Below are 22,284 nucleotides of genomic sequence, written 5' to 3'. Positions count from 1 at the left end.
CAGCGGGGCACCGGCGGGCGTGTGCTGCCGTCAGCCCGCGACGAGCTGCGTCGTGCGGCGCCGCTCGGCGGCTTCGATGGCGAGCAGCACCGTCTCGAGCTCTCGGTCCTCGGCCCCGGCCTCACGGCGCAGGAAGAGGGACTGCTTGAAGCTCTCGCGAGCGGTCTCGTAGTCGCCGGCCTCGTAGGCGTTCCTGCCGTGATGGTGGTGCGCGAACGCGGCGATCGACAGCCAGCGCTGTCCCTCGGCTTCGGCGGCGCACGTCGCGAGCTCCTGCTCGGCGGCGGCGTGGGCGCCGCGGTGCTGCAGGATCGTGGCGTGCAGCACCCTCGAGCGCAGGACGTCCTTGCGTGTGCCCGCCATGCGCGACTGGCGCACGGCCTCATCGGCGAGGGGGAGCGCTTCGTCCAGACGGTCGAGGACCTTCAGCAGCCAGACCCGCTCCAGCAGTGCCGGAAGGCTCCGCTGGCTCTCGATCTCCTCCAGCCGTGCGGCGCATTCACCGAGGTCGACCAGCTCGCGAAGGCTCTCCGGGTCGTATCCCTGGATGAAACTCATTGCTCTCCTTCCGCAGCGTCCCCCGTCAAGTGTGCCTCGCGTCGGCGCAGTCGTCGGGGCGGCACGCCCCACGGCCCCGCATCCGATCTCGATCGAGGCCTCAGCGGAGGAACAGCGAGGCGTCCGGACGAGGGGAGGCGACGGCATCCGCATCGGTCACCACGCGCGCACCCTGCACGAAGGCGGTCACCTCGGCACCCTGCGCGATCTTGGCGGGATGTGGCCCCGCGGCGAGCATCCTGGGCAGCCATTCGGTGGGCAGGGGAGCCGCCGATGCGGCGATCACGAGGTTGCCGAACCTGCGCCCCTTCAGCACCTGGGTGTCGGCGAGGACGCCGATCTCGGGCAGAACCTCCGCGATCGTCGCGACCTGTCGCCGGGCGAACGCGAGGCCCGGCCCGTCGGCGACGTTCACGAGCAGCACGCCGGCGGGCGCGAGCAGTTCGGCGAGTTCGCGGTAGAACTCGATGCTGGTGAGGTGGGCCGGCGTCTGGGCTCCGGAGTAGACGTCGGACACCACCAGATCGCAGGTGCCGACGATCGCCGGGGGGAGGCGGCGGACGCCCTCGCGGGCATCTCCGATGCGGAGCCGGATGGCCGCGCCTCGCGGCAGGGGGAGGTGCTCGCGCACGAGGGTGGCCAGCGGTGCCTCGAGCTCGATCACCTGCTGCCGAGAACCGGGGCGGGTCGCCTCGATGTAGCGGGGGATCGTCAGTGCGCCCGCGCCGAGGTGCACCGCGGTCAGGGGGCCGGCAGCGAGCTGGTCGATCACGGCGCCCATCCGCACGATGTACTCGAAGTGCAGGTGCGTGGGGTCATCCAGGTCGACGTGCGACTGCGGGGTGTCGTCGACGATGAGCTCGAATCCGCTGGTGAACTCCGACGGCACGATGCGGGCGATGCCTCCGTGGTCGAGACGGACCTGCGGGTGCTCGGTGTCCTTCGCTCGCGTCCTGCCCATCCTCCGAGACTACGCGCTCACTCCGCCTCGACATCGTGTGGTCGGCTCACGCGATGGGAGGATTGAGGGCTGCTGACTCGCCGCGAGTCTGCCGCGGAGGCTCGATGTTACGGCCGCATGACGTTTCCGAGAATAACTTGCAGGGAATTAGTTAGTGATGAATACTTTTTCCTACGTGGTAGGCACCCGATGCCGCCAGGACGTTCAAAGAGGAGATCCCTGATGCACAAGCGCATTCTTCCGGTCGTGGCGCTGGGCGCCGTGGCCACCCTGGGCCTGGCGGCCTGTGCCGGCGGCGGAGCCGACACCGGCGGAGCCGTCGACGGAGAGGGCCAGGAGCTCACCGTCTGGATCATGAAGGGCACGAACCCGGACGCGAGCGCGTTCTACGACGAGGTCTCGAGCGCCTTCGAAGACGAGACCGGCGCCACGGTCAAGATCGAGGAGATCCAGTGGGCGGACGCTCACGATCGCTTCGTCACGTCGATCGCCGGCGGCACCACGCCCGACATCGCCGAGACCGGAACCACCTGGACCGCGGAGTTCGCTGACGCCGGTGCCCTCGAGCCGCTCGACGAGTACGTCGACGCCGAAGACGGCCTGCGTGACGACCTCGTCGAGGGCCTCGCGGTCGCCGGCACCTACGAAGACGAGCTGTACGGCATGCCCTGGTACGCCGGAGTCCGCTCCATCGTCTACCGCACCGACGTGTTCGAGGAGCTCGGTCTCGAGGCCCCGAAGACGTGGGACGACATCGTCACCGCTGGCGAGGCCATCAAGGCCGCCAAGCCCGACATGCTGCCGTTCCCCGTCGCGGGTGACGCGGAGTTCCAGGTGTACCCCTGGGTCTGGGGCGCCGGCGGCGAGGTCGCGACCCTCGACGGCAAGACCTGGACGAGCGAACTCGACAGCAAGGAGTCGCAGGCCGGAATCGAGTTCTACACCGGACTCGCGACCGAGCACGGCTTCTCCTCCGCCGGGGCCACGACCTGGAAGGAGACGGACCTCCGTGACTCGTTCACGCAGGGCAACGTCGCCATGATGCTCTCGGGCTCCTGGACCCCGAAGGCTCTGATCGAGGCCAACCCCGAGCTCGAGGGCAAGATCGGCGCCGCCGTGATCCCCGGCGAGGACGGCGGCATCGCTCCGTCCGTGCTCGGCGGCTCGCACCTGTCGGTCTTCAACACGACCGAGAACGCCGACCTCGCATGGGAGTTCGTCAAGCTGATGACCACGGGCGAGTTCGCCGAGAAGTGGGCTGACGAGACCGGATACTTCCCGGGAGTGCAGTCCGCGATGGAGGAGGCCCTGGCCTCGACCGACCCGCTCGTCGCTCCGTTCGCGCAGCAGATGGTCGAGGGCGGCGCATCCGTGCCGGTCACCCCGAACTTCGGTGCCGTTCAGGCGAAGAAGACCACCAACTCGATGATCCAGGCGATCCTCAGCGGGCAGAAGGACGTCGCCACGGCGACGAAGGACGCCGCTGCTGAGATGACCGACCTGCTGAACCAGTAAGGCTGTATCCCTTCATGTCGATGGTGCAAGCGCCACTGCCGGTCACGAAGGCGGAGTCCACCTCCGCCTCCGTGGCCGGCGGCCGGCCGCCCAAGCGGGGTTTCTCGCTGATCACGGCCCGCCCCTGGCTTCTTCTCGCCCCCGGGCTGGTCATCCTCGCGGTGCTCATGCTCTGGCCGCTCATCCAGGTCGTCATCTTCTCGCTGCAGGACTACGGTCTTCGCGAGATCAACACCGGCGAGAACAACTGGATCGGCGTCGACAATTACGTCGAGGCGCTCACCAACCCGACACTGTGGACCGTCGTCCTGCCGAACACCGTCGGCTTCGCCGCCGTCGCCGTGTTCGTCACGGTCGCGGTCGGCACGCTCGTGGCGCTGCTGCTCGCGAAGCTGGGCACGGTGTGGCGCACCATCGTCTCGAGCTGCATCATGGTGGCGTGGGCGATGCCCGCCGTCACCGGAACCTACGTCTGGACGTTCATCTTCGATGCCGACCGCGGCATCTTCAACACCGTCCTGCAGGATCTCGGCCTGATGGACGACCCGGTGAACTGGTTCACCAATCAGTGGTCGTTCTACGCGATCGTGCTGCTGAACGTCGTGCACCACGGCTTCCCGTTCGTCGCCATCACGGTGCTCGCGGGCCTGCTCGGCGTCTCGAAGGAGATGCTCGAGGCAGCCGCGCTCGACGGCGCGAACGCGTGGATGCGGTTCTGGAAGATCATCTTCCCCACTCTCAAGCCCGTCTTCTCGGTCGTGATCATCCTGTCGACGATCTGGGACTTCAAGGTCTTCGCGCAGGTCTACCTGATGCCCGGTGGAGGCGGCGGCAACCGGTCGGTGCTGAACCTCGGCGTCTGGTCGTACGTCGAATCCTTCGGCCAGAACCGCTACGGCTTCGGTGCCGCGCTCGCCGTGCTGCTCACCCTCGTGCTGATCGGCATCACGATCGTGTACATCCGCTCCCTCATGAAGGAGGACGAGCTGTGAACCCCCGCCCGTCTGTCATGTCGCGCGTCGGCACCGGCATCGCGATCGCCGCCGTCCTGATCTTCACGCTGTTCCCCGTCTACTGGATGGTCTCCAGTGCGCTCGACGCCAAGGCGTCCAGCGGAGGGCAGTCGCTGCTGCCTCAGGAGTTCACGTTCGACAACTTCGCCTTCGTCCTCACCGACGGCGGTTTCGGCACCTACCTCCGCAACTCCGCGATCGTGGCTCTCGTCACCGTCCTGGTCAGCGCCCTCGTGTGTCTGCTCGCGGCTGTCGCAGTCGCCCGGTTCCGCTTCAAGTTCCGCACGACCATCCTGATGATGATCCTCGTCGTGCAGATGGTTCCGCTCGAGGCCCTCGTCATCCCGCTCTTCCTGCAGGTCAAGAGCCTCGGGCTGCTCAACAGCATCCTCGGCCTGATGGTCGTGTACGTCGCGCTCTCGCTGGCGTTCGGGATCTGGATGCTGCGCGGATTCGTCGCCGCCGTGCCCGTCGAGCTCGAGGAGGCCGCGTACATCGACGGCGCCAGCTGGTGGCGGATGTTCCGCTCGATCCTGCTGCCGCTGGTGATGCCCGGTCTCGTCGCGACCAGCATCTTCAGCTTCATCACGGCCTGGAACGAATTCATCTTCGCCATGACGATCCTCGGCAGCGCGACCGACCAGTACACGGTCTCGATCGGACTGAAGTCGTTCTTCGGCCTGCACTCCAACGACTGGGGCAGCATCATGGCCGCGTCGACGATCATCACGATCCCGGTGATGGTGTTCTTCGTGATCGTGCAGCGTCGTCTCTCGGCCGGCATGGTCGCGGGAGCGGTGAAGGGATGACCGACGACCTCGTCCGCCTCGCCAACGGGGTGCTCTGGCCGGGGTTCCTCGGCACGGAGGCCCCCGAATGGCTTCTCGACGAGCTGCGCGACGGCCTCGCGGGTGTCGTGTACTTCAGTCAGAACGTCGGCGAGGGACTTCCGGCTCTGAGCGACGAGATCCTCCGGGCCAATCCGGACGCGCTGATCGGGATCGACGAGGAGGGCGGCAACGTCACACGCCTCGAGTCCGCAGCCGGCTCCACGCTTCCGGGGGCGGCTCAGCTGGGCATCGTCGACGACGTCGAGGCGACGCGGGCATCGGGTGCCGAGCTGGCTCGACGAGTGGCCGCGATCGGCGGCAACGTCGTGCTCGGTCCCGTCGCGGATGTGAACACCGATCCGCGGAATCCTGTGATCGGCGTCCGTTCCTTCGGCAGCGACCAGAAGCTCGTCGCCCGACACGTGCAGGCGGCCGTGGAGGGCCTGCAGAGCACGGCGGTCGCGGCGTGCGTCAAGCACTTCCCGGGGCACGGTGACACGCACACCGACTCGCACCACGCACTGCCCGAGATCTCGCTGGGGATCGAGGAGTTCGAGCGCGTGCACCTCGAGCCGTTCCGCGCGGCGGTGGCTGCAGGTGTCGACGCCGTCATGACCGCGCACATCGTCGTTCCCGCCTGGGGCGCCGAGCCGGCGACGCTGAACCCCCGAGTGCTCGGGCTGCTCCGCGGCTGGGGCTTCGACGGCGTGATCATCACGGATGCCCTCGACATGGCGGCCATCCGCGAGACCGTCGGCATCGGCGAAGGCGCCGCGCGGGCCCTCGCGGCCGGAGCGGATCTGCTGTGCATCGGCAACCCGACGAACCGCGGTGAGGCCACGCTCCCCGACCAGGACCGTCGAGACTTCCTCGCCGCGCGCGACGGGATCCTCGCGGCGGTGGACGACGGCTCACTCTCTCGCGAGCGACTCGCCGAAGCGGCCGGGAGGGTCTCCCGCCTGGCTCAGACCCTGAGCGTCCGTGCCGAGACTGCGACTCCCGTCGACTACGACGGATCGGACATCGTCCGACGCGCGATCACAGGAGTGGCGCGCGATGCCGAGGCGCTCGCCGTCGTCGATGCTCGTCGACGTTCGACGCTCGCGGTCGACAGCGCGTCGGCATACGTGGCTGAGACTCTGGCGGCAGACGGTCATCGCGTGCGCGTCGACGTCGCACGGACGACGATCGACGAGCAGGATGGGGCTCTCGACGCGGCTGTCGCCGCAGACGGACTGACGGTCGTCCTCCTGGATCGTCCAGACACCGACGACGGGCAGCGTGCGCTCGTCGAGCGCGCCGCCCTGCGTGATCCCGACGCGGTCGTGGTCAACGTCGGACTCGCGGCACGGCAGCCGCTGCCCCTCGCGCTCGTGGAGGTCGGATCCGCGAGCCGGATCGGAGCCCAGGCCGCCAGAGATCGACTGATCGGGGGCTCGTCGCGCCGCGCCGATCCGTCGCCCGACAGCGCAGGTGCCGCCGACTGAGGCAGGATGACACCGTGGACGCCGATGTTCTCGCGCTGGTGCGCCGATCCGTTCCCCGACTGAGTGCTGCAGAAGCACGGGTCGCGGAGACGATCCTCGGAGACCCTACGCTCGTCGTCGACCTCGCCATCAACGACCTCGCCCAGCTCTGTCACACATCGCTGTCGACCGTGGCTCGCTTCGCGCAGTCGCTCGGCTTCAGCGGATACCGGGAGCTGCGGGTCGCGGTCGCCCGCACGATCACGCTCGCCCAGGCGCAGCAGGCGCGCTTCGGCCTCGACACCACGGCGATCGATCCCGATGACGAGCCGTCCGCCATCGCCGCGAAGCTCGCGGCACAGGAGATCGACGCGATCGAGAAGACGGCGCTCGGACTGGACGCCGACGCGCTCGACCGCGTCGCCAGGGCCGTCGTGGCGGCGCGCCACGTCGATCTGTTCGGGCAGGCCGCATCGTCGTTGACCGCTCAGGACCTTCAGCAGAAGCTCGCGCGCATCGGGTGCTCGGTCGCGCACTCCGCCGATCCGCACCTCGCCCTCACGACGGCGTCGCTGCGGACCCCGGAGGACGTCGTCATCGCGTTCTCCCACGGGGGCGAGACGCAGGAGGTCGTCCGGGCTGTCGAGATCGCCAGAGATGCGGGCGCCTTGTCGGTGGCCATCACCAGCGCGCCCGACTCGACGCTCGCGCTCGCCGCAGACGTCTCGCTGATCACCTACGCGCAGGAGTCGCCGTTCCGCATGGCCGCGATGTCGAGCCGCATCGCGCAGCTGGCGCTGGTCGACATCCTCTTCGTCCGGGTCGTCCAGCACCGGGGCGAACCCGTGGTCATCCCGCTGCAGCTGACGCACGACGCTGCGGCGCCGCGTCGACGTCGCTAGAGGCAGGCGATGAGATACCCGTCGACCGTCACCGGTGCCCGTGGCGACCGGCAGGAACAGCGCCGCTGATCAGTCGATGTGGTCTCGGGTGCTGACCAGTGCCCTGGTCGCGATCCGGTGCGCGCGAGCGAGGCTGCCGGTGAGCGAGAGTCCCGACAGGACGCCGGCCAGGAATCCGGCGGCGAACGCATCTCCGGCGCCGATGGACTCCACGACGGGGACATCGAGCGACCTGCTGTCGGTGCGCTCGGCGCCGTCGAAGGCCACAGCGCCGTCTGGACTCGTGGCCAGCAGATACCTCGGTTCGGGGAACAGCTCGCGCAGTCGATCGGGCTCGCCGGTGCCGAAGACCGCCTCGGCGTCGGGGCGTGTGCAGAACGCGATGTCGGCGCGGCGGACGTAGTCCGCGATCACCGCGCGCCCCTCGTCCTGTCGCCCGCGCCACAGCGCAGGTCGCCAGTTCACGTCGAAGCTGAGCAGCCGCCCGTCGCGCGGCGCATCGAAGAGGGCGTTCTGCGCTGCGTGGGCGGTGTCCGAGAGAGCAGGCGTGATCCCCGAGGTGTGCACGAGGGCGGCCCGTGACAGCAGCGCGGATGCCGCGTCGGAGTCGAGCGTCGCCGGCGACAGGGCCGCGGCCGCGGAGCCGGAGCGGTAGTAGTGCATGGTCCCGTCGACGGAGCCGTCCGGACGCGGTGACAGCTCCTTGACGTAGAGGCCGGTAGGCGCCTCGGCGTCGATCTCCACGGCGGAGTCGTCGACCTCGTGCCGGCGCAGCTCGGCGGCGAGGAAGCGCCCGAACCCGTCGTCGCCCACACGGGAGACGACGGCGGTGCGGATGCCGGCCGAGGCCAGTGCGATCGCCGTGTTCCACTCCGCTCCGGCGAGCGAGCGGTGGAACGTCCGCACGTCCTCGAGGGGCGCGGCGATGGCCGGGACGAAGGAGACGAGGCCCTCGCCGACGCAGACGGCGAGGGGAGACGTGTCGGGCACGCTCTGGAGATTACCGGATCGGCCACACCCCCGGACATCCGTAACAGGAATGAAACCTGCAGGTGTTTGGCATCGGTCTGCGCACTGGGTAGTTTCAAGGAATCACCGTTTCCGAAGTCGACGATGTCTTCGGAACGCGCACAGCAGCGCTCGACAGGAAGGTCACACAATGCACCACTCAGTCATGCGTCGGCGAGGTCTCATCGCCGTCACCGGAGCGGCAGTCGCCGCGATGGTCCTCTCAGGATGCGTCGCCAGCGAGCGCGGCGACGACGGCGGAGAGGCGTCCGGCGATGTCGACGGAACCTTCGTGTTCGCGGCGTCCTCCGACCCCGCGAGCCTCGACCCGGCGTTCGCCCAGGACGGCGAGAGCTTCCGCGTCTCGCGTCAGATCTTCGAGGGCCTCGTCGGCACCGAGCCCGGCACGGCCGACCCGGCACCGCTGCTGGCCGAGTCATGGGAATCGTCCGAAGACGGCATGAGCCACACCTTCACGCTGAAGGAGGACGTGACCTTCCACGACGGCACGCCGTTCAACGCCGAAGCCGTATGCGCGAACTTCGACCGCTGGTTCAACTGGACCGGCCTCGCGGCCTCCGAGGCGTTCGGCTACTACTACAACAAGCTCTTCAAGGGCTACGCGGAGAACCCGGCTGACGCCGTCTACAAGTCCTGCACCCCCGACGGCGACTACTCCGTGACGATCGACCTGAACAAGCCGTTCGCAGGGTTCGTGGCGTCGCTGTCGCTGCCGTCCTTCTCCATGCAGAGCCCTTCGGCCCTGCAGGAGTTCGGTGCTGACGAGGTCAGCGGCTCGGCCGAGGCACCCGTCCTCTCGGAGTACGCGATGGGGCACCCGGTCGGCACCGGCCCGTACCAGTTCGACGAGTGGGCGCCGGGCGAGCAGGTCTCGCTCAAGGCGTACGACGACTACTGGGGCGAGGCGGGTCAGATCGACGAGATCATCTTCCGCACGATCGACGACCCGACCGCGCGTCGTCAGGCTCTCGAGTCCGGCTCCATCGACGGCTACGACCTCGTCGGTCCGGCCGACACGCAGGCACTCGAGGACGACGGCTTCACCATGGTCTCCCGTCCTCCGTTCACGATCCTGTACCTCGCGTTCAACCAGGCGCTCCCTGAGCTGCAGGACCCGAAGGTCCGCGAGGCGCTCTCGTACGCGGTCGACAAGGATGCCCTGATCAGCCAGGTCCTGCCCGAGGGCACCGAGAAGGCGATCGAGTTCGTGCCCGACACCGTCAACGGCTACAACCCCGATGTCACGACCTACGACTACGACCCCGAGAAGGCCAAGGAGCTGCTGGCGGAGGCCGGCTACGACGAGGCCAACCCGCTGAAGCTGACCTTCAACTACCCCGTCAACGTCTCGCGTCCCTACATGCCGGACCCCGAGCAGATCTTCACGGTCCTCTCGTCGCAGCTCGCCGAGGTCGGCGTCGAGACCACCCCGGTCTCGGAGGAGTGGGTCGAGTACCTCGACCGCACCACCGGCACGTCGGACCACGGCATCCACCTGCTCGGCTGGACCGGTGACTACAACGACACGGACAACTTCGTCGGCGTCTTCTTCGGGCAGCAGAGCTCCGAGTGGGGCTTCGACAACCCGGAGCTGTTCCAGAAGCTCAACGAGGCTCGCGGCGTCTCCAACCTCGAGGACCAGACGGCCCTCTACGAGGAGATCAACGAGATGGTCGCGCAGTTCATCCCCGGTGTCCCGCTCGCGCACCCGGCGCCCACACTGGCGTTCGACCCGCGTGTCGAGAGCTACCCCGCCAGCCCGGTGAACGACGAGGTCTTCACGGACATCGTCCTCACCGAGTAGGTCTGACCGACTGAGTTGCCCACCCGGGTCCCCGCGCTCGCCGCGGGGACCCGGGCCCGGCGTACCTTCTGATCAACGGAGACCTCTTGCTGCGCACCATCGGCAGACGACTGCTTTTCCTCATCCCCACCCTGATCGGCCTCAGCATCCTGCTGTTCGCCTGGGTCAGGGCCCTCCCCGGCGGCCCGGCCGTCGCGCTTCTCGGCGAGAAGGCGACACCCGAGGCCATCGCGAGGGTCAACGAGCTCTACGGCTTCAACAAGCCCATCATCGAGCAGTACTTCATCTGGGTCGGCCGCCTGCTGCAGGGCGACTTCGGCACATCGATCCAGACCAACCGGCCGGTCACGGAGGAGTTCTTCCGCCGATTCCCGGCCACGATCGAGCTGAGCGTCGTCGCGCTCATCTTCGCGGTCGGCGTGGGCATCCCGCTCGGATACTGGGCCGCTCGCCGCCACGGCAAATTCACCGACCACGCGTCGGTCGTGCTGAGCCTCATCGGCATCACCATCCCGGTGTTCTTCCTCGCCTTCATCCTCAAGTACGTGTTCGCCGTGCAGCTCGGCTGGCTGCCGTCGGACGGCAGGCAGAACCCACGAATAGACGCCACCCATCCGACGGGGTTCTATGTGTGGGACGGCATCATCACCGGCGAGTTCGACGCCTCGTGGGATGCCCTCATGCACCTGGTGCTCCCGGCACTCGCGCTCGGCACCATCCCGCTCGCGATCATCGTCCGCATCACCAGGGCGAGCGTGCTCGAAGTGCAGAACGCGGACTACGTGCGGACGGGGCGGGCGAAGGGCGTTGGCTCGTCGACGCTGCGCAGTCGCTTCATCCTCCGCAACGCGATGCTGCCGGTGATCACGACGATCGGTCTGCAGACCGGGCTCCTGATCTCGGGGGCAGTGCTCACCGAGACCGTCTTCGCGTTCCCCGGCATCGGGTCCTTCCTCGCGAGGGCGATCTTCACACGGGACTTCCCCGTGCTGCAGGGGTTCATCATCTTCATCGCGATCGCCTACGCGCTGATCAACCTGGCCGTCGACGTGTCGTACAGCTTCATCGATCCGAGAGTGCGGGTGCAGTGATGATCCGTCTCGTTCTCCGAAAGGGGGTGGCGTCATGACCATCTCGCTCCCACCCGCGCAGGGTCCGTCCGCGGCGAGCGGCTCGGTCGTCGACACGGTCGCCGTGAATCAGGCCGGCCTCAAAGAGGGGCCCGGGGGGTTCTGGCGCGACGTGTTCCGCCGCCTCCGCCGCAACCCGACGGCCTGGATCGGCGCCGGCATCGTGCTGGTGTTCGTCCTCGTCTCGGTGCTCGCGCCATTGCTCGCTCCGTACCCCGAGACGGCGTTGCCCGGCGCGAAGTACATCACGCCGACGCACATCCCCGGTCCGGGGGAGCTGCCGGAGTTCCCCCTCGGGCTCGACCGGTTCGGCGGCGATGTGCTCTCCAAGCTCATCTGGGGCGCGCAGGCGTCGCTGCTGATCGGTGTGATCTCGACCGCGCTCGGTCTGGTCGGCGGAATGATCCTCGGACTCCTCGCCGGCACGTTCGGCGGATGGGTCGACACCCTCATCATGCGCATCGTCGACATCATCCTGTCGGTGCCGAACCTGCTGCTGGCGGTATCCATCGCCGCGATCCTGGGTCAGACGCCCTTCGCGGTGATGATCGCCATCGGAGCATCCCAGGTTCCGATCTTCGCCCGCCTCCTGCGGGCGTCGATGCTGCAGCAGCGATCGAGCGACTACGTGCTCTCCGCCCAGACGCTGGGGCTCGGTCGCGGGCAGATCACCATGTCGCACGTGCTGCCGAACGCCATCGGACCTGTCATCGTGCAGGGCACGCTCACGCTCGCGACGGCGGTGATCGATGCGGCGGCGCTGTCGTTCCTCGGTCTCGGCGGCGGTCGTCCCGAGACGGCCGAGTGGGGCCGCATGCTCACCTACGCCCAGGCCGAGCTGGCCATCGCGCCATGGCTGGCATTCCTGCCCGGCATCTGCATCGCGGTCACCGCGCTCGGCTTCACCCTGTTCGGTGAAGCCCTGCGCGAGGCCATGGACCCGAGGACGAGAGCACGATGAACGCTGCGAAAGAGACACGGACCACGGACGCTCCGCTGCTGTCCGTCGAAGGGCTGGCGGTCGACTTCGCCACCATGGACGGCGTCGTGCACGCCGTCGAGGGAGTCGACCTCGAGATCGCGCCGGGCCAGACCGTCGCGATCGTGGGGGAGTCCGGGTCGGGCAAGTCGACGACTGCCATGGCCATCATCGGGCTGCTCGCCGGTGGCGGGCGCGTCGCCGGCGGCAGCATCCGCCTCGACGGCAAGGACATCACCCGCGCTCCCGAGAGCGAGCTGCGCACCATCCGCGGGCGCGACATCGGCCTCGTGCCGCAGGACCCCATGTCGAACCTGAATCCGGTCGCGAAGATCGGCACCCAGGTCGCCGAGACCCTGCTCGCCCACGGACTCGCCACCAGGCAGAACGTGCAGCAGAAGGTCGTCGAGGCGCTGACAGCCGCCGGACTGCCGGATCCCGAGAAGCGCGCGAAGCAGTACCCGCACGAGTTCTCCGGCGGCATGCGCCAGCGCGCGCTGATCGCGATCGGCCTGGCGTGCAAACCGCGCCTGCTGATCGCGGACGAGCCGACGAGCGCACTCGACGTGACGGTGCAGCAGACGATCCTCGACCAGATCGGCGACATGACGCGCGAGCTCGGCACCGCCGTGCTGCTCATCACGCACGATCTGGGACTCGCGGCCGAGCGTGCCGAGCGCGTCATCGTGATGCACCGCGGCAAGGTGGTCGAGCAGGGGCCGGCGAAGCAGATCCTCGAGAATCCGCAGCACCCCTACACGCAGTCGCTCGTGCAGGCGGCGCCGTCTGTGGCTGCCGCGCGTCTGCGCCCGGAGGCGTTCCACGCCGAGGAACGTCCGTCCGATCCGAACGCAGCCGAGGATGCCTCGGGCGCGCTCGCCCTGCCGACAGCGGACAACATCGTCGAGATCGAGAACCTCACCAAGGTCTATCCGGTCCGAGGGCAGAAAGAGGACTTCGTCGCCGTGAACGACGTGTCGCTCGCCATCCCGCGCGGCGAGACGGTGGCGATCGTGGGCGAGTCCGGTTCGGGCAAGACGACGACCGCGCGGATGCTGCTGAAGATCATCGAGCCGACGAGCGGTCTCATCCGTTACGAGGGCAAGGACGTCTCCTCGCTCACCCGTGCGGAGACCCGGGACTTCCGGCAGAAGGTGCAGCCGATCTTCCAGGATCCGTACTCGAGCCTGAATCCGATGTTCACCATCGAGCGCCTCATCTCCGAGCCGCTGGACTTCTACAAGCGGGGGAGCGGCGCCGATCGGCGCAAGCGCGTCCGGCAGCTGCTCGACGACGTGGCGCTGCCGCAGTCGATGCTGCGCCGGTATCCGTCCGAGCTGTCCGGCGGTCAGCGTCAGCGTGTCGCGATCGCCCGTGCACTCGCGCTCTCGCCCGAGCTGATCGTGTGCGACGAACCGGTGTCAGCGCTCGACGTCCTCGTGCAGGATCAGATCCTGAACCTGCTGGGCGACCTGCAGACCGAGTACGGACTCAGCTATCTCTTCATCTCCCACGACCTCGCCGTGGTCCGCCTGATCAGCGACTACGTGTGCGTGATGAAGGACGGCTCGCTCGTCGAGGCGGCATCCTCGGAGGAGATCTTCACGAATCCTCGAGACCCGTACACGCGACGTCTGCTGGCGTCGATCCCGGGGAACGAACTCAACATCGCCTCCTGACCACGACGATGCGTCCCGCCCCGAGCGCGAGCTCCGGGGCGGGCGCACTGGGTCTGCGGACGATGCTTCCGGGTGCCATTACCGCAGCATCCGAAGAAGGTCAAGGATTGCGCTTGCCATGTCGCAAGATCGCGCGTATAGTTGGTAGTTGCGCTCGCTTCTCCGTGCCCTCATATGGTGGTCGGCATTTCGTTGAGTCTTTGAGCGCACACTCCACCTGACGACAAAGGAATCGAGAAGCCCTGCGGGGCTCACGGAGGTTATTCCCTTGGCTGCTGCTCGCAACGCATCCACATCCACCACCACCAAGAACGGACGCGGAGCTTCCCGTCTTTCGTTCGCCAAGATCTCCGACACGCTGACGGTCCCTGACCTTCTCGCTCTGCAGACGGAATCCTTCGGATGGCTCGTCGGCAACGACGCCTGGAAGGCTCGAGTCGCAGAGGCCAAGAAGGCCGGCCGCACCGACGTGAACGAGAACAGCGGTCTCGGCGAGATCTTCGAGGAGATCTCTCCGATCGAGGACCTCGGCGAGACGATGCAGCTGTCGTTCACCAACCCTTACCTCGAGCCGGAGAAGTACTCGATCGAGGAGTGCAAGGAGCGCGGCAAGACGTACGCCGCTCCGCTGTACGTCGAGGCCGAGTTCATGAACCACCTCACGGGTGAGATCAAGACCCAGACGGTCTTCATGGGCGACTTCCCGCTGCAGACCGACAAGGGAACGTTCATCATCAACGGCTCCGAGCGCGTCGTCGTCTCGCAGCTCGTGCGTTCGCCCGGTGTGTACTTCGACAAGACCCCCGACAAGACGTCCGACAAGGACATCGTGTCGGCTCGCGTCATCCCGAGCCGTGGTGCATGGCTCGAGTTCGAGATCGACAAGCGCGACCAGGTCGGCGTGCGCGTCGACCGCAAGCGCAAGCAGTCGGTCACCGTGTTCCTCAAGGCGCTGGGCATGACCAGCGAGGAGATCCTCACGGAGTTCGCCGGCTACACCTCGATCGAGGAGACGCTCGCGAAGGACACGATCGTCACGAAGGAAGATGCGCTCCGCGACATCTACCGCAAGCTGCGTCCGGGCGAGCAGGTCGCCGCCGAGGCCGCCCGCGCGCTCCTCGACAACTTCTACTTCAACCCGAAGCGCTACGACCTCGCGAAGGTGGGTCGTTACAAGATCAACCACAAGCTCGGTCTCGACGCTCCGCTGACCGACTCGGTCCTCACGGTTCAGGACATCGTCGCGACGATCAAGTACCTCGTGCGTCTGCACGCAGGCACGGAAGAGACCTTCCCCGGCATCCGCTCGGGCAAGAAGGCCGACATCCGCATCGCGACCGATGACATCGACAACTTCGGCAACCGTCGCATCCGCGCGGTCGGCGAGCTGATCCAGAACCAGGTCCGCACCGGTCTGTCCCGCATGGAGCGCGTCGTCCGCGAGCGCATGACCACGCAGGACATCGAGGCGATCACGCCGCAGACCCTGATCAACGTGCGCCCCGTCGTCGCCGCGATCAAGGAGTTCTTCGGAACCTCGCAGCTGTCGCAGTTCATGGACCAGAACAACCCGCTCGCGGGTCTGACCAACAAGCGCCGCCTCTCGGCTCTCGGCCCCGGTGGTCTGAGCCGTGACCGCGCAGGCGTCGAGGTCCGTGACGTCCACCCGTCGCACTACGGCCGCATGTGCCCCATCGAGACCCCTGAAGGCCCGAACATCGGTCTGATCGGTGCTCTCGCGACGTTCGCGCGCATCAACTCGTTCGGTTTCATCGAGACCCCGTACCGCAAGGTCGAGGGTGGCGTCGTCACCGAGCACATCGATTACCTGACCGCTTCCGAAGAGGTCGACTTCAACATCGCGCAGGCGAACGCCCCGCTCGACAAGAACGGTCGCTTCCGCGAGAGCCACGTCCTCGCGCGCCCCAAGGGCGGTAGCGGTGAGGTGGACCTCTTCCTTCCGGAGGAGATCGGCTACATCGACGTCTCGCCGCGCCAGATGGTGTCGGTCGCGACCTCGCTCGTGCCCTTCCTCGAGCATGACGACGCACAGCGCGCACTCATGGGCGCCAACATGCAGCGTCAGGCTGTGCCGCTGCTCCGCAGCGACTCGCCGCTCGTCGGAACCGGTATGGAGGGCTACACGGCCATCGACGCCGGCGACGTGCTCACGGCTGAGAAGCCGGGTGTCGTCACCGAGGTCTCCGCAGACCGCGTCACCGTCATGCTCGACGAGGGTGGAACGCAGGACTACCACCTGCGCAAGTTCGACCGCTCGAACCAGGGCACGTCGTACAACCAGAAGGTCGTCGTCAACGAGGGCGACCGCGTCGAGGTCGGAGAGGTCATCGCCGATGGCCCCGCCACCGAGAACGGCGAACTGGCACTCGGAAAGAACCTCCTCGTCGCGTTCATGACGTGGGAGGGCTACAACTTCGAGGACGCGATCATCCTGAGCCAGGACCTGGTCAAGGACGACACCCTCTCCTCGATCCACATCGAGGAGTACGAGGTCGACGCGCGCGACACGAAGCTCGGCAAGGAGGAGATCACCCGTGACCTCCCCAACGTCAGCCCCGAGCTCCTGAAGGATCTCGACGAGCGCGGCATCATCCGCATCGGTGCCGAGGTCCGCCCCGGTGACATCCTCGTCGGCAAGGTCACGCCGAAGGGCGAGACCGAGCTGTCGGCGGAAGAGCGTCTGCTCCGCGCGATCTTCAACGAGAAGAGCCGCGAAGTCCGTGACACCTCTCTCAAGGTGCCCCACGGCGAGCAGGGCACGATCATCGCCGTCAAGGAGTTCAACGCCGAGGACGGCGACGACGAGCTCGGCTCCGGTGTCAACCGCCGCGTCGTGGTCTACATCGCCCAGAAGCGCAAGATCACCGAGGGTGACAAGCTCGCCGGTCGTCACGGCAACAAGGGTGTCATCGCCAAGATCCTCCCGATCGAGGACATGCCGTTCCTCGCGGACGGAACCCCGGTCGACATCGTCCTGAACCCGCTGGGCATCCCCGGTCGAATGAACTTCGGCCAGGTGCTCGAGACCCACCTCGGGTGGATCGCGAAGCAGGGCTGGAAGGTCGAAGGCACCCCGGAGTGGGCTGCACGGCTCCCCAAGGACGCGTTCGAGGCTGCCCCCGGCACCAAGGTCGCGACCCCGGTGTTCGACGGTGCGAGCGAGGAGGAGATCTCCGGTCTCCTCGATGCGACCACCCCGACCCGTGACGGCATCCGCCTGATCGACTCGACCGGAAAGACGCAGCTGTTCGACGGCCGCTCCGGTGAGCCGTTCCCGGCGCCGATCTCGGTGGGCTACATGTACATCCTGAAGCTGCACCACCTGGTCGACGACAAGATCCACGCACGTTCGACGGGTCCGTACTCGATGATCACCCAGCAGCCGCTCGGTGGTAAGGCGCAGTTCGGTGGCCAGCGATTCGGTGAGATGGAGGTGTGGGCCCTCGAGGCCTACGGCGCCGCATACGCGCTCCAGGAGCTCCTCACGATCAAGTCCGACGACATCCTCGGCCGCGTCAAGGTGTACGAGGCGATCGTCAAGGGCGAGAACATCCAGGAGCCCGGCATCCCCGAGTCCTTCAAGGTGCTCATGAAGGAGATGCAGTCGCTCTGCCTGAACGTCGAGGTCCTCTCGGCAGACGGCACGCTCGTCAACCTGCGTGACACCGACGACGAGGCCTTCCGCGCTGCGGAGGAACTCGGCATCAACATCTCCAGCCGCTTCGAGGCCGCCTCGATCGACGAGATCTAAGGTCCAGGCCGCCGACCGCGCGTCACGCCCGGTCGGCGGCCCACCTCCCCGATTTCTTCAGAAGAATTCCTACACAGGAGAATTTGTGCTCGAGTCAAACACTTTCGATGAGCTTCGCATCGGCCTGGCCACCGCGGACCACATCCGCGCCTGGTCCTACGGCGAGGTCAAGAAGCCTGAAACCATCAACTACCGCACCCTGAAGCCGGAGAAGGACGGTCTCTTCGGAGAGCAGATCTTCGGCCCGTCCCGCGACTGGGAGTGCGCCTGCGGCAAGTACAAGCGTGTCCGCTTCAAGGGCATCGTCTGCGAGCGCTGCGGCGTCGAGGTCACCAAGTCCTCGGTCCGTCGTGAGCGCATGGGTCACATCGAGCTCGCCGCTCCCGTCACCCACATCTGGTACTTCAAGGGTGTTCCCTCGCGTCTCGGGTACCTGCTCGACATGGCGCCGAAGGACCTCGAGAAGGTCATCTACTTCGCCGCCTACATGGTCATCTCGGTCGACGAGGATGCTCGTCACCGCGACCTGGGCACGCAGGAGAACAACATCCGTCTCGAGCTGAAGACGCTCGGAGACCGCCGCGACGCGAAGATCGCCGAGCGCCTGGCTCGCCTGGAGGAGGAGCTCGCTTCCCTCGAGGCGGAGGGCGCCAAGGCCGACGCGAAGAAGAAGGTCAAGGACGCCGCCGAGAAGGAGATGTCGCTCATCCGCAAGGGTGCCGACGAGGCGATCGCCAAGCTCGAGCGCGTGTGGGAGGACTTCCGCACGCTCGAGGTCGGCGCACTGCGTCCCGAGGACGACGTCTTCCACGAGCTCCAGGACCGCTTCGGTCAGTACTTCGAGGCCTACATGGGCGCCGAGTCGATCCAGCGTCGCCTCGCGGCGTTCGACCTGGCAGCCGAGGCGGAGAGCCTGCACCTGCAGATCTCCGAGGGCAAGGGCCAGCGCAAGATCCGCGCGATCAAGCGTCTGAAGGTCGTCAACTCGTTCCTGGAGACCGGCATGAGCCCGGCCGCCATGGTCCTCGACGTCGTTCCGGTGATCCCGCCGGAGCTGCGCCCGATGGTGCAGCTCGACGGTGGCCGCTTCGCGACCTCCGACCTCAACGACCTCTACCGTCGTGTGATCAACCGCAACAACCGTCTTCGTCGTCTGATCGACCTCGGTGCTCCCGAGATCATCGTCAACAACGAGAAGCGGATGCTGCAGGAGGCCGTCGACGCACTGTTCGACAACGGTCGCCGTGGTCGTCCCGTCACCGGTACCGGTAACCGTGCCCTGAAGTCCCTCAGCGACATGCTGAAGGGTAAGCAGGGTCGTTTCCGCCAGAACCTGCTCGGCAAGCGCGTCGACTACTCGGGCCGTTCGGTCATCATCGTCGGCCCGCAGCTGAAGCTGCACCAGTGCGGTCTGCCCAAGCAGATGGCTCTGGAGCTCTTCAAGCCGTTCGTCATCAAGCGCCTGATCGACCTCGGTCACTCGCAGAACATCAAGGCGGCCAAGCGCGCCGTCGAGCGCACGCGTCCCGAGGTCTGGGACGTGCTCGAGGAGATCATCCGCGAGCGTCCGGTGCTGCTCAACCGTGCGCCCACGCTGCACCGTCTCGGCATCCAGGCCTTCGAGCCTCAGCTCGTCGAGGGCAAGGCCATCCAGCTGCACCCGCTCGTCTGCGCGGCGTTCAACGCCGACTTCGACGGTGACCAGATGGCTGTCCACCTGCCGCTGTCGGTCGAGGCTCAGGCCGAGGCCCGCGTGCTGATGCTCGCGTCGAACAACATCCTGAAGCCGTCCGACGGACGCCCGGTCACCCTGCCTTCGCAGGACATGATCATCGGTCTGCACCACCTGACCACGGTCAAGGCGGGCGCAGCCGGTGAGGGCCGTGCATTCGGTTCGGTGGGCGAGGCGATCCTGGCGAAGGACGAGGGAACCCTCGACCTGCAGGCCAAGGTCCGCATCCGCATCCCGGGTCTCACGTTCCTCGAGGGCGAAGCTCCCGAGGGCTACGAGCGTCACGGTCTCGTCGACGCATCGCTCGGTCAGGCGATCTTCAACGACACGCTGCCCAAGGGATACCCGTTCGTCCGCGAGCAGGCTGACAAGAACAAGCTGTCGCAGATCGTCAACAAGCTGGCCGAGGAGTACCCCAAGGTCGAGACGGCTGCGTCGCTGGACCGCATCAAGGACGCCGGTTTCTACTGGGCCACGCGCTCGGGTGTGACCGTCGCCCTGAGCGACATCCTCACGCCGCCGAACAAGGCTGAGATCGTCGCGGGCTACGAGAAGCAGGCCGCGAAGGTCCAGTCCCAGTACGAGAAGGGCCTCACGACCGACGTCGAGCGTCGTCAGGAGCTCATCAAGATCTGGACCGAGGCGACCGACGAGGTCCAGGCTGCGATGAAGGCCAACTTCCCCGAGGACAACACCATCAACCGCATGGTGTCGTCGGGTGCTCGTGGTAACTGGCTGCAGATCCGGAACATCGCCGGTATGCGTGGTCTGGTGAACAACCCCAAGGGTGAGATCATCCCGCGTCCGATCATCTCCTCGTACCGCGAGGGTCTGTCGGTTGCGGAGTACTTCATCGCGACGCACGGTACCCGTAAGGGTCTCGCCGACACCGCTCTGCGTACCGCCGACTCGGGTTACCTGACCCGTCGTCTGGTGGATGTCTCGCAGGACGTCATCATCCGCGAAGAGGACTGCGGCACGTCGAAGGGCCTCGAGCTCCCGATCGCCGCTCCGAACTCGCAGGGTGAGCTCGTGCGCGACGCGAACGTCGAGAACTCGGTGTTCGCTCGTACGCTGGCCTCCGACGTGGTCGACAGCAAGGGCGAGGTCCTCGCCTCTGCCGGCGACGACGTGGGTGACGTTCTCATCGACAAGCTGGTCGGTCTCGGTGTCGAGAGCATCAAGGTGCGCTCGGTCCTCACCTGCGACTCCGCCGTCGGTGTCTGCGCGCAGTGCTACGGCCGTTCGCTCGCGACGGGTAAGACCGTCGACATCGGCGAGGCCGTCGGCATCATCGCGGCACAGTCGATCGGTGAGCCCGGTACCCAGCTGACGATGCGTACGTTCCACACCGGTGGTTCGGCGTCGGCAGATGACATCACGCAGGGTCTGCCCCGCGTGCAGGAGCTCTTCGAGGCTCGCACCCCGAAGGCCGCATCGCCGATCGCCGAGGCCGATGGCCGCATCACGATCGACGAGACGGACAAGGCCAAGAAGGTCATCCTGACGCCCGACAACGGTGACGAGGAAGTGATCTACCCGGTCCTGAAGCGTGCGACGCTTCTGGTCGAGGACGGTCAGCACGTCACGGTCGGTCAGCCTCTCCTGGTCGGAACGCTCGACCCCAAGGAGGTCATGCGCGTCATGGGTGCCCGCGAGGTGCAGCGTTACCTCGTCGGCGGCGTCCAGGGTGTCTACCGCTCGCAGGGTGTGCCGATCCACGACAAGCACATCGAGGTCATCGTCCGTCAGATGCTCCGCAAGGTCACCGTCGTCGATCACGCCGACACGACCCTGCTCCCGGGTGAGATGGTCGACCTCAAGCGCTACCAGGCGATCAACCGCGAGGCTGTGGCAGAGGGCAAGCGCCCCGCGTCCGGCCGTCCGGAGCTGATGGGTATCACGAAGGCGTCGCTCGCGACCGAGTCGTGGCTGTCGGCCGCTTCCTTCCAGGAGACGACCCGCGTTCTCACGCAGGCCGCCATGGAGGGCAAGCGCGACCCGCTGGTCGGTCTCAAGGAGAACGTCATCATCGGAAAGCTCATCCCCGCCGGAACCGGTCTCTCGAAGTACCGCGACGTCACGGTCGAGGCGACGGAGGAAGCCAAGAGCGAGCGCTACCCGAACCGGATCTTCGCATCCGACGGTGCGTACGCCGACGGCGACTTCGGTTACGTCGACTTCGACGCGTTCTCGACGGACGACATCACGCCGGGTACGTACAACTGATCGAGTGAGTGAGTGAGAAGGCCCCGGGCGATTCGCCCGGGGCCTTCTTCGTGCCCGGATCCGGGGTGCCTGCCGTGGACAGGGGGACGGATCAGTCGAAGAGGTGCGCCACGATGCTCGAGGTGTATCCCTCGGGCGCGAGATTCGAGTACTGGGAGTCGATCAGCACGTCGTCCCGCCAGAAGAGGGTGCGACCGTCGGTGACAGGGTACTGCTCGTTCTGCCAGGTCTTCTCGCAGCGCGTGCCGCCGTCGGGAGTGAAGCACGTGTAGCCCTCGTCGGCCACGAGAGCGTTCAGCATGTCGAGGGCCGGCCCTCGGTTCATCAGGGAGATGGTGGTGACCAGCCGGGTGGTGTCCGCCCTCGGATCCGCCCAGATGCAGGTGAGCTCGCCGTCGTCTCCGACCCCGGACGGTCCGAAGGCCGCGTCATTGAGTGGCACTCCCTCGAGCTGTGCGAGCACGTCGTCCGAGAGGATCGCCCTGCAGTCGGTCGGCAGAGCGATCGGAGTCTCTGTCGGTGTGGGGGAGGGCGACGGGCTCTCCGATTCGTCCGGTCCCGGACTCGACGACGGTTCAGCGGAATCGTTCGACGGCGTGGTGCCCGAACCGGTCGGATCGCAGCCGGTGAGCACGGCGAGGAGCAGGAGAGCCGCAGCGCCGGCGGCGATTCGAGCGTTCATGCG

The 22,284-nt window shown here is 67.0% G+C and carries 15 protein-coding genes; 11 read left to right on the top strand and 4 right to left on the bottom strand.

Going from position 1 to position 22,284, the window contains the following annotated elements:
* Positions 1 to 30: 30 nt before the first annotated feature.
* Positions 31 to 558, bottom strand: coding sequence for a hypothetical protein (locus tag QRN21_RS15425; protein WP_056277172.1), 528 nt, complete (start codon positions 556 to 558; stop codon positions 31 to 33).
* A 100-nt stretch (positions 559 to 658) separates the two neighbouring features.
* On the bottom strand, positions 659 to 1,519 hold the full coding sequence (locus tag QRN21_RS15420) for a spermidine synthase (RefSeq protein ID WP_053098890.1): 861 nt from the start codon (positions 1,517 to 1,519) through the stop codon (positions 659 to 661).
* Positions 1,520 to 1,741: 222 nt separating this feature from the next.
* Between QRN21_RS15420 and QRN21_RS15415 the strand changes: the two genes are divergently transcribed.
* Genes QRN21_RS15415 through QRN21_RS15395 form a run of 5 tightly spaced genes read left to right on the top strand, consistent with a single transcriptional unit; the run spans position 1,742 to position 7,245 of the window.
* Positions 1,742 to 3,034: a sugar ABC transporter substrate-binding protein gene (locus tag QRN21_RS15415; RefSeq protein WP_053098891.1), complete on the top strand. Its 1,293-nt coding sequence runs from the start codon at positions 1,742 to 1,744 to the stop codon at positions 3,032 to 3,034.
* A gap of 14 nt (positions 3,035 to 3,048) precedes the next feature.
* Positions 3,049 to 4,026 carry a carbohydrate ABC transporter permease gene (locus QRN21_RS15410; RefSeq protein ID WP_053098892.1) on the top strand — a complete coding sequence of 326 codons (978 nt, stop codon included), beginning with the start codon at positions 3,049 to 3,051 and terminating at the stop codon, positions 4,024 to 4,026.
* A complete protein-coding gene (locus QRN21_RS15405) occupies positions 4,023 to 4,856 on the top strand; it encodes a carbohydrate ABC transporter permease (RefSeq protein ID WP_053098893.1) in 834 nt (277 codons plus the stop codon). Before QRN21_RS15410 ends, QRN21_RS15405 begins: the two co-directional genes overlap by 4 nt.
* Entirely contained in the window at positions 4,853 to 6,364 is a 1,512-nt protein-coding gene (locus tag QRN21_RS15400; RefSeq protein ID WP_285365026.1) for a glycoside hydrolase family 3 N-terminal domain-containing protein, read from the top strand. The genes QRN21_RS15405 and QRN21_RS15400 overlap by 4 nt, the downstream gene beginning before the upstream one ends.
* Before the next feature lie 14 nt (positions 6,365 to 6,378).
* Positions 6,379 to 7,245, top strand: coding sequence for a MurR/RpiR family transcriptional regulator (locus QRN21_RS15395; protein ID WP_056277179.1), 867 nt, complete (start codon positions 6,379 to 6,381; stop codon positions 7,243 to 7,245).
* A 69-nt stretch (positions 7,246 to 7,314) separates the two neighbouring features.
* On the opposite strand, the gene QRN21_RS15390 is transcribed toward QRN21_RS15395, so the two are convergent.
* A complete protein-coding gene (locus QRN21_RS15390; RefSeq protein WP_285365023.1) occupies positions 7,315 to 8,235 on the bottom strand; it encodes a sugar kinase in 921 nt (306 codons plus the stop codon).
* A 169-nt stretch (positions 8,236 to 8,404) separates the two neighbouring features.
* Between QRN21_RS15390 and QRN21_RS15385 the strand changes: the two genes are divergently transcribed.
* The 6 genes from QRN21_RS15385 (at position 8,405) to rpoC (ending at position 21,599) form a co-directional block, all read left to right on the top strand.
* On the top strand, positions 8,405 to 10,078 hold the full coding sequence (locus tag QRN21_RS15385; RefSeq protein ID WP_053098897.1) for an ABC transporter substrate-binding protein: 1,674 nt from the start codon (positions 8,405 to 8,407) through the stop codon (positions 10,076 to 10,078).
* Positions 10,079 to 10,164: 86 nt separating this feature from the next.
* The gene (locus tag QRN21_RS15380; RefSeq protein ID WP_053098898.1) at positions 10,165 to 11,169 is read left to right on the top strand and encodes an ABC transporter permease; all 1,005 of its coding nucleotides are present in this window, start codon (positions 10,165 to 10,167) and stop codon (positions 11,167 to 11,169) included.
* 34 nt (positions 11,170 to 11,203) lie between these two features.
* Positions 11,204 to 12,169 carry an ABC transporter permease gene (locus QRN21_RS15375; RefSeq protein WP_053098899.1) on the top strand — a complete coding sequence of 322 codons (966 nt, stop codon included), beginning with the start codon at positions 11,204 to 11,206 and terminating at the stop codon, positions 12,167 to 12,169.
* Entirely contained in the window at positions 12,166 to 13,866 is a 1,701-nt protein-coding gene (locus QRN21_RS15370; RefSeq protein ID WP_285365020.1) for an ABC transporter ATP-binding protein, read from the top strand. The genes QRN21_RS15375 and QRN21_RS15370 overlap by 4 nt, the downstream gene beginning before the upstream one ends.
* Before the next feature lie 268 nt (positions 13,867 to 14,134).
* Positions 14,135 to 17,638, top strand: a complete 3,504-nt coding sequence (rpoB, locus tag QRN21_RS15365; RefSeq protein WP_053098901.1) for a DNA-directed RNA polymerase subunit beta — start codon at positions 14,135 to 14,137, stop codon at positions 17,636 to 17,638.
* An 85-nt stretch (positions 17,639 to 17,723) separates the two neighbouring features.
* Complete coding sequence (rpoC, locus tag QRN21_RS15360) at positions 17,724 to 21,599, top strand: DNA-directed RNA polymerase subunit beta' (protein ID WP_053098902.1); 3,876 nt, start codon at positions 17,724 to 17,726, stop codon at positions 21,597 to 21,599.
* A gap of 91 nt (positions 21,600 to 21,690) precedes the next feature.
* Here rpoC and QRN21_RS15355 read toward each other — a convergent pair whose 3' ends face one another.
* Positions 21,691 to 22,281, bottom strand: a complete 591-nt coding sequence (locus QRN21_RS15355; RefSeq protein WP_053098903.1) for a hypothetical protein — start codon at positions 22,279 to 22,281, stop codon at positions 21,691 to 21,693.
* Between the last annotated feature and the right edge of the window lie 3 nt (positions 22,282 to 22,284).

This window comes from Microbacterium sp. LMC-P-041, from assembly GCF_030209555.1.
In the GTDB taxonomy this organism is placed as follows: domain Bacteria; phylum Actinomycetota; class Actinomycetes; order Actinomycetales; family Microbacteriaceae; genus Microbacterium.
This window is presented reverse-complemented; position numbering and strand designations above follow the sequence as displayed.

Bases quoted from the DNA above. Each gene is read 5' to 3' on its own strand.
- QRN21_RS15410 (WP_053098892.1), top strand. From the start codon at position 3,049: ATGTCGATGGTGCAAGCGCCACTGCCGGTCACGAAGGCGGAGTCCACC.
- QRN21_RS15420 (WP_053098890.1), bottom strand. From the start codon at position 1,519: ATGGGCAGGACGCGAGCGAAGGACACCGAGCACCCGCAGGTCCGTCTC.
- QRN21_RS15385 (WP_053098897.1), top strand. From the start codon at position 8,405: ATGCACCACTCAGTCATGCGTCGGCGAGGTCTCATCGCCGTCACCGGA.
- QRN21_RS15415 (WP_053098891.1), top strand. From the start codon at position 1,742: ATGCACAAGCGCATTCTTCCGGTCGTGGCGCTGGGCGCCGTGGCCACC.
- QRN21_RS15425 (WP_056277172.1), bottom strand. From the start codon at position 558: ATGAGTTTCATCCAGGGATACGACCCGGAGAGCCTTCGCGAGCTGGTC.
- QRN21_RS15375 (WP_053098899.1), top strand. From the start codon at position 11,204: ATGACCATCTCGCTCCCACCCGCGCAGGGTCCGTCCGCGGCGAGCGGC.
- QRN21_RS15370 (WP_285365020.1), top strand. From the start codon at position 12,166: ATGAACGCTGCGAAAGAGACACGGACCACGGACGCTCCGCTGCTGTCC.
- QRN21_RS15355 (WP_053098903.1), bottom strand. From the start codon at position 22,281: ATGAACGCTCGAATCGCCGCCGGCGCTGCGGCTCTCCTGCTCCTCGCC.
- QRN21_RS15400 (WP_285365026.1), top strand. From the start codon at position 4,853: ATGACCGACGACCTCGTCCGCCTCGCCAACGGGGTGCTCTGGCCGGGG.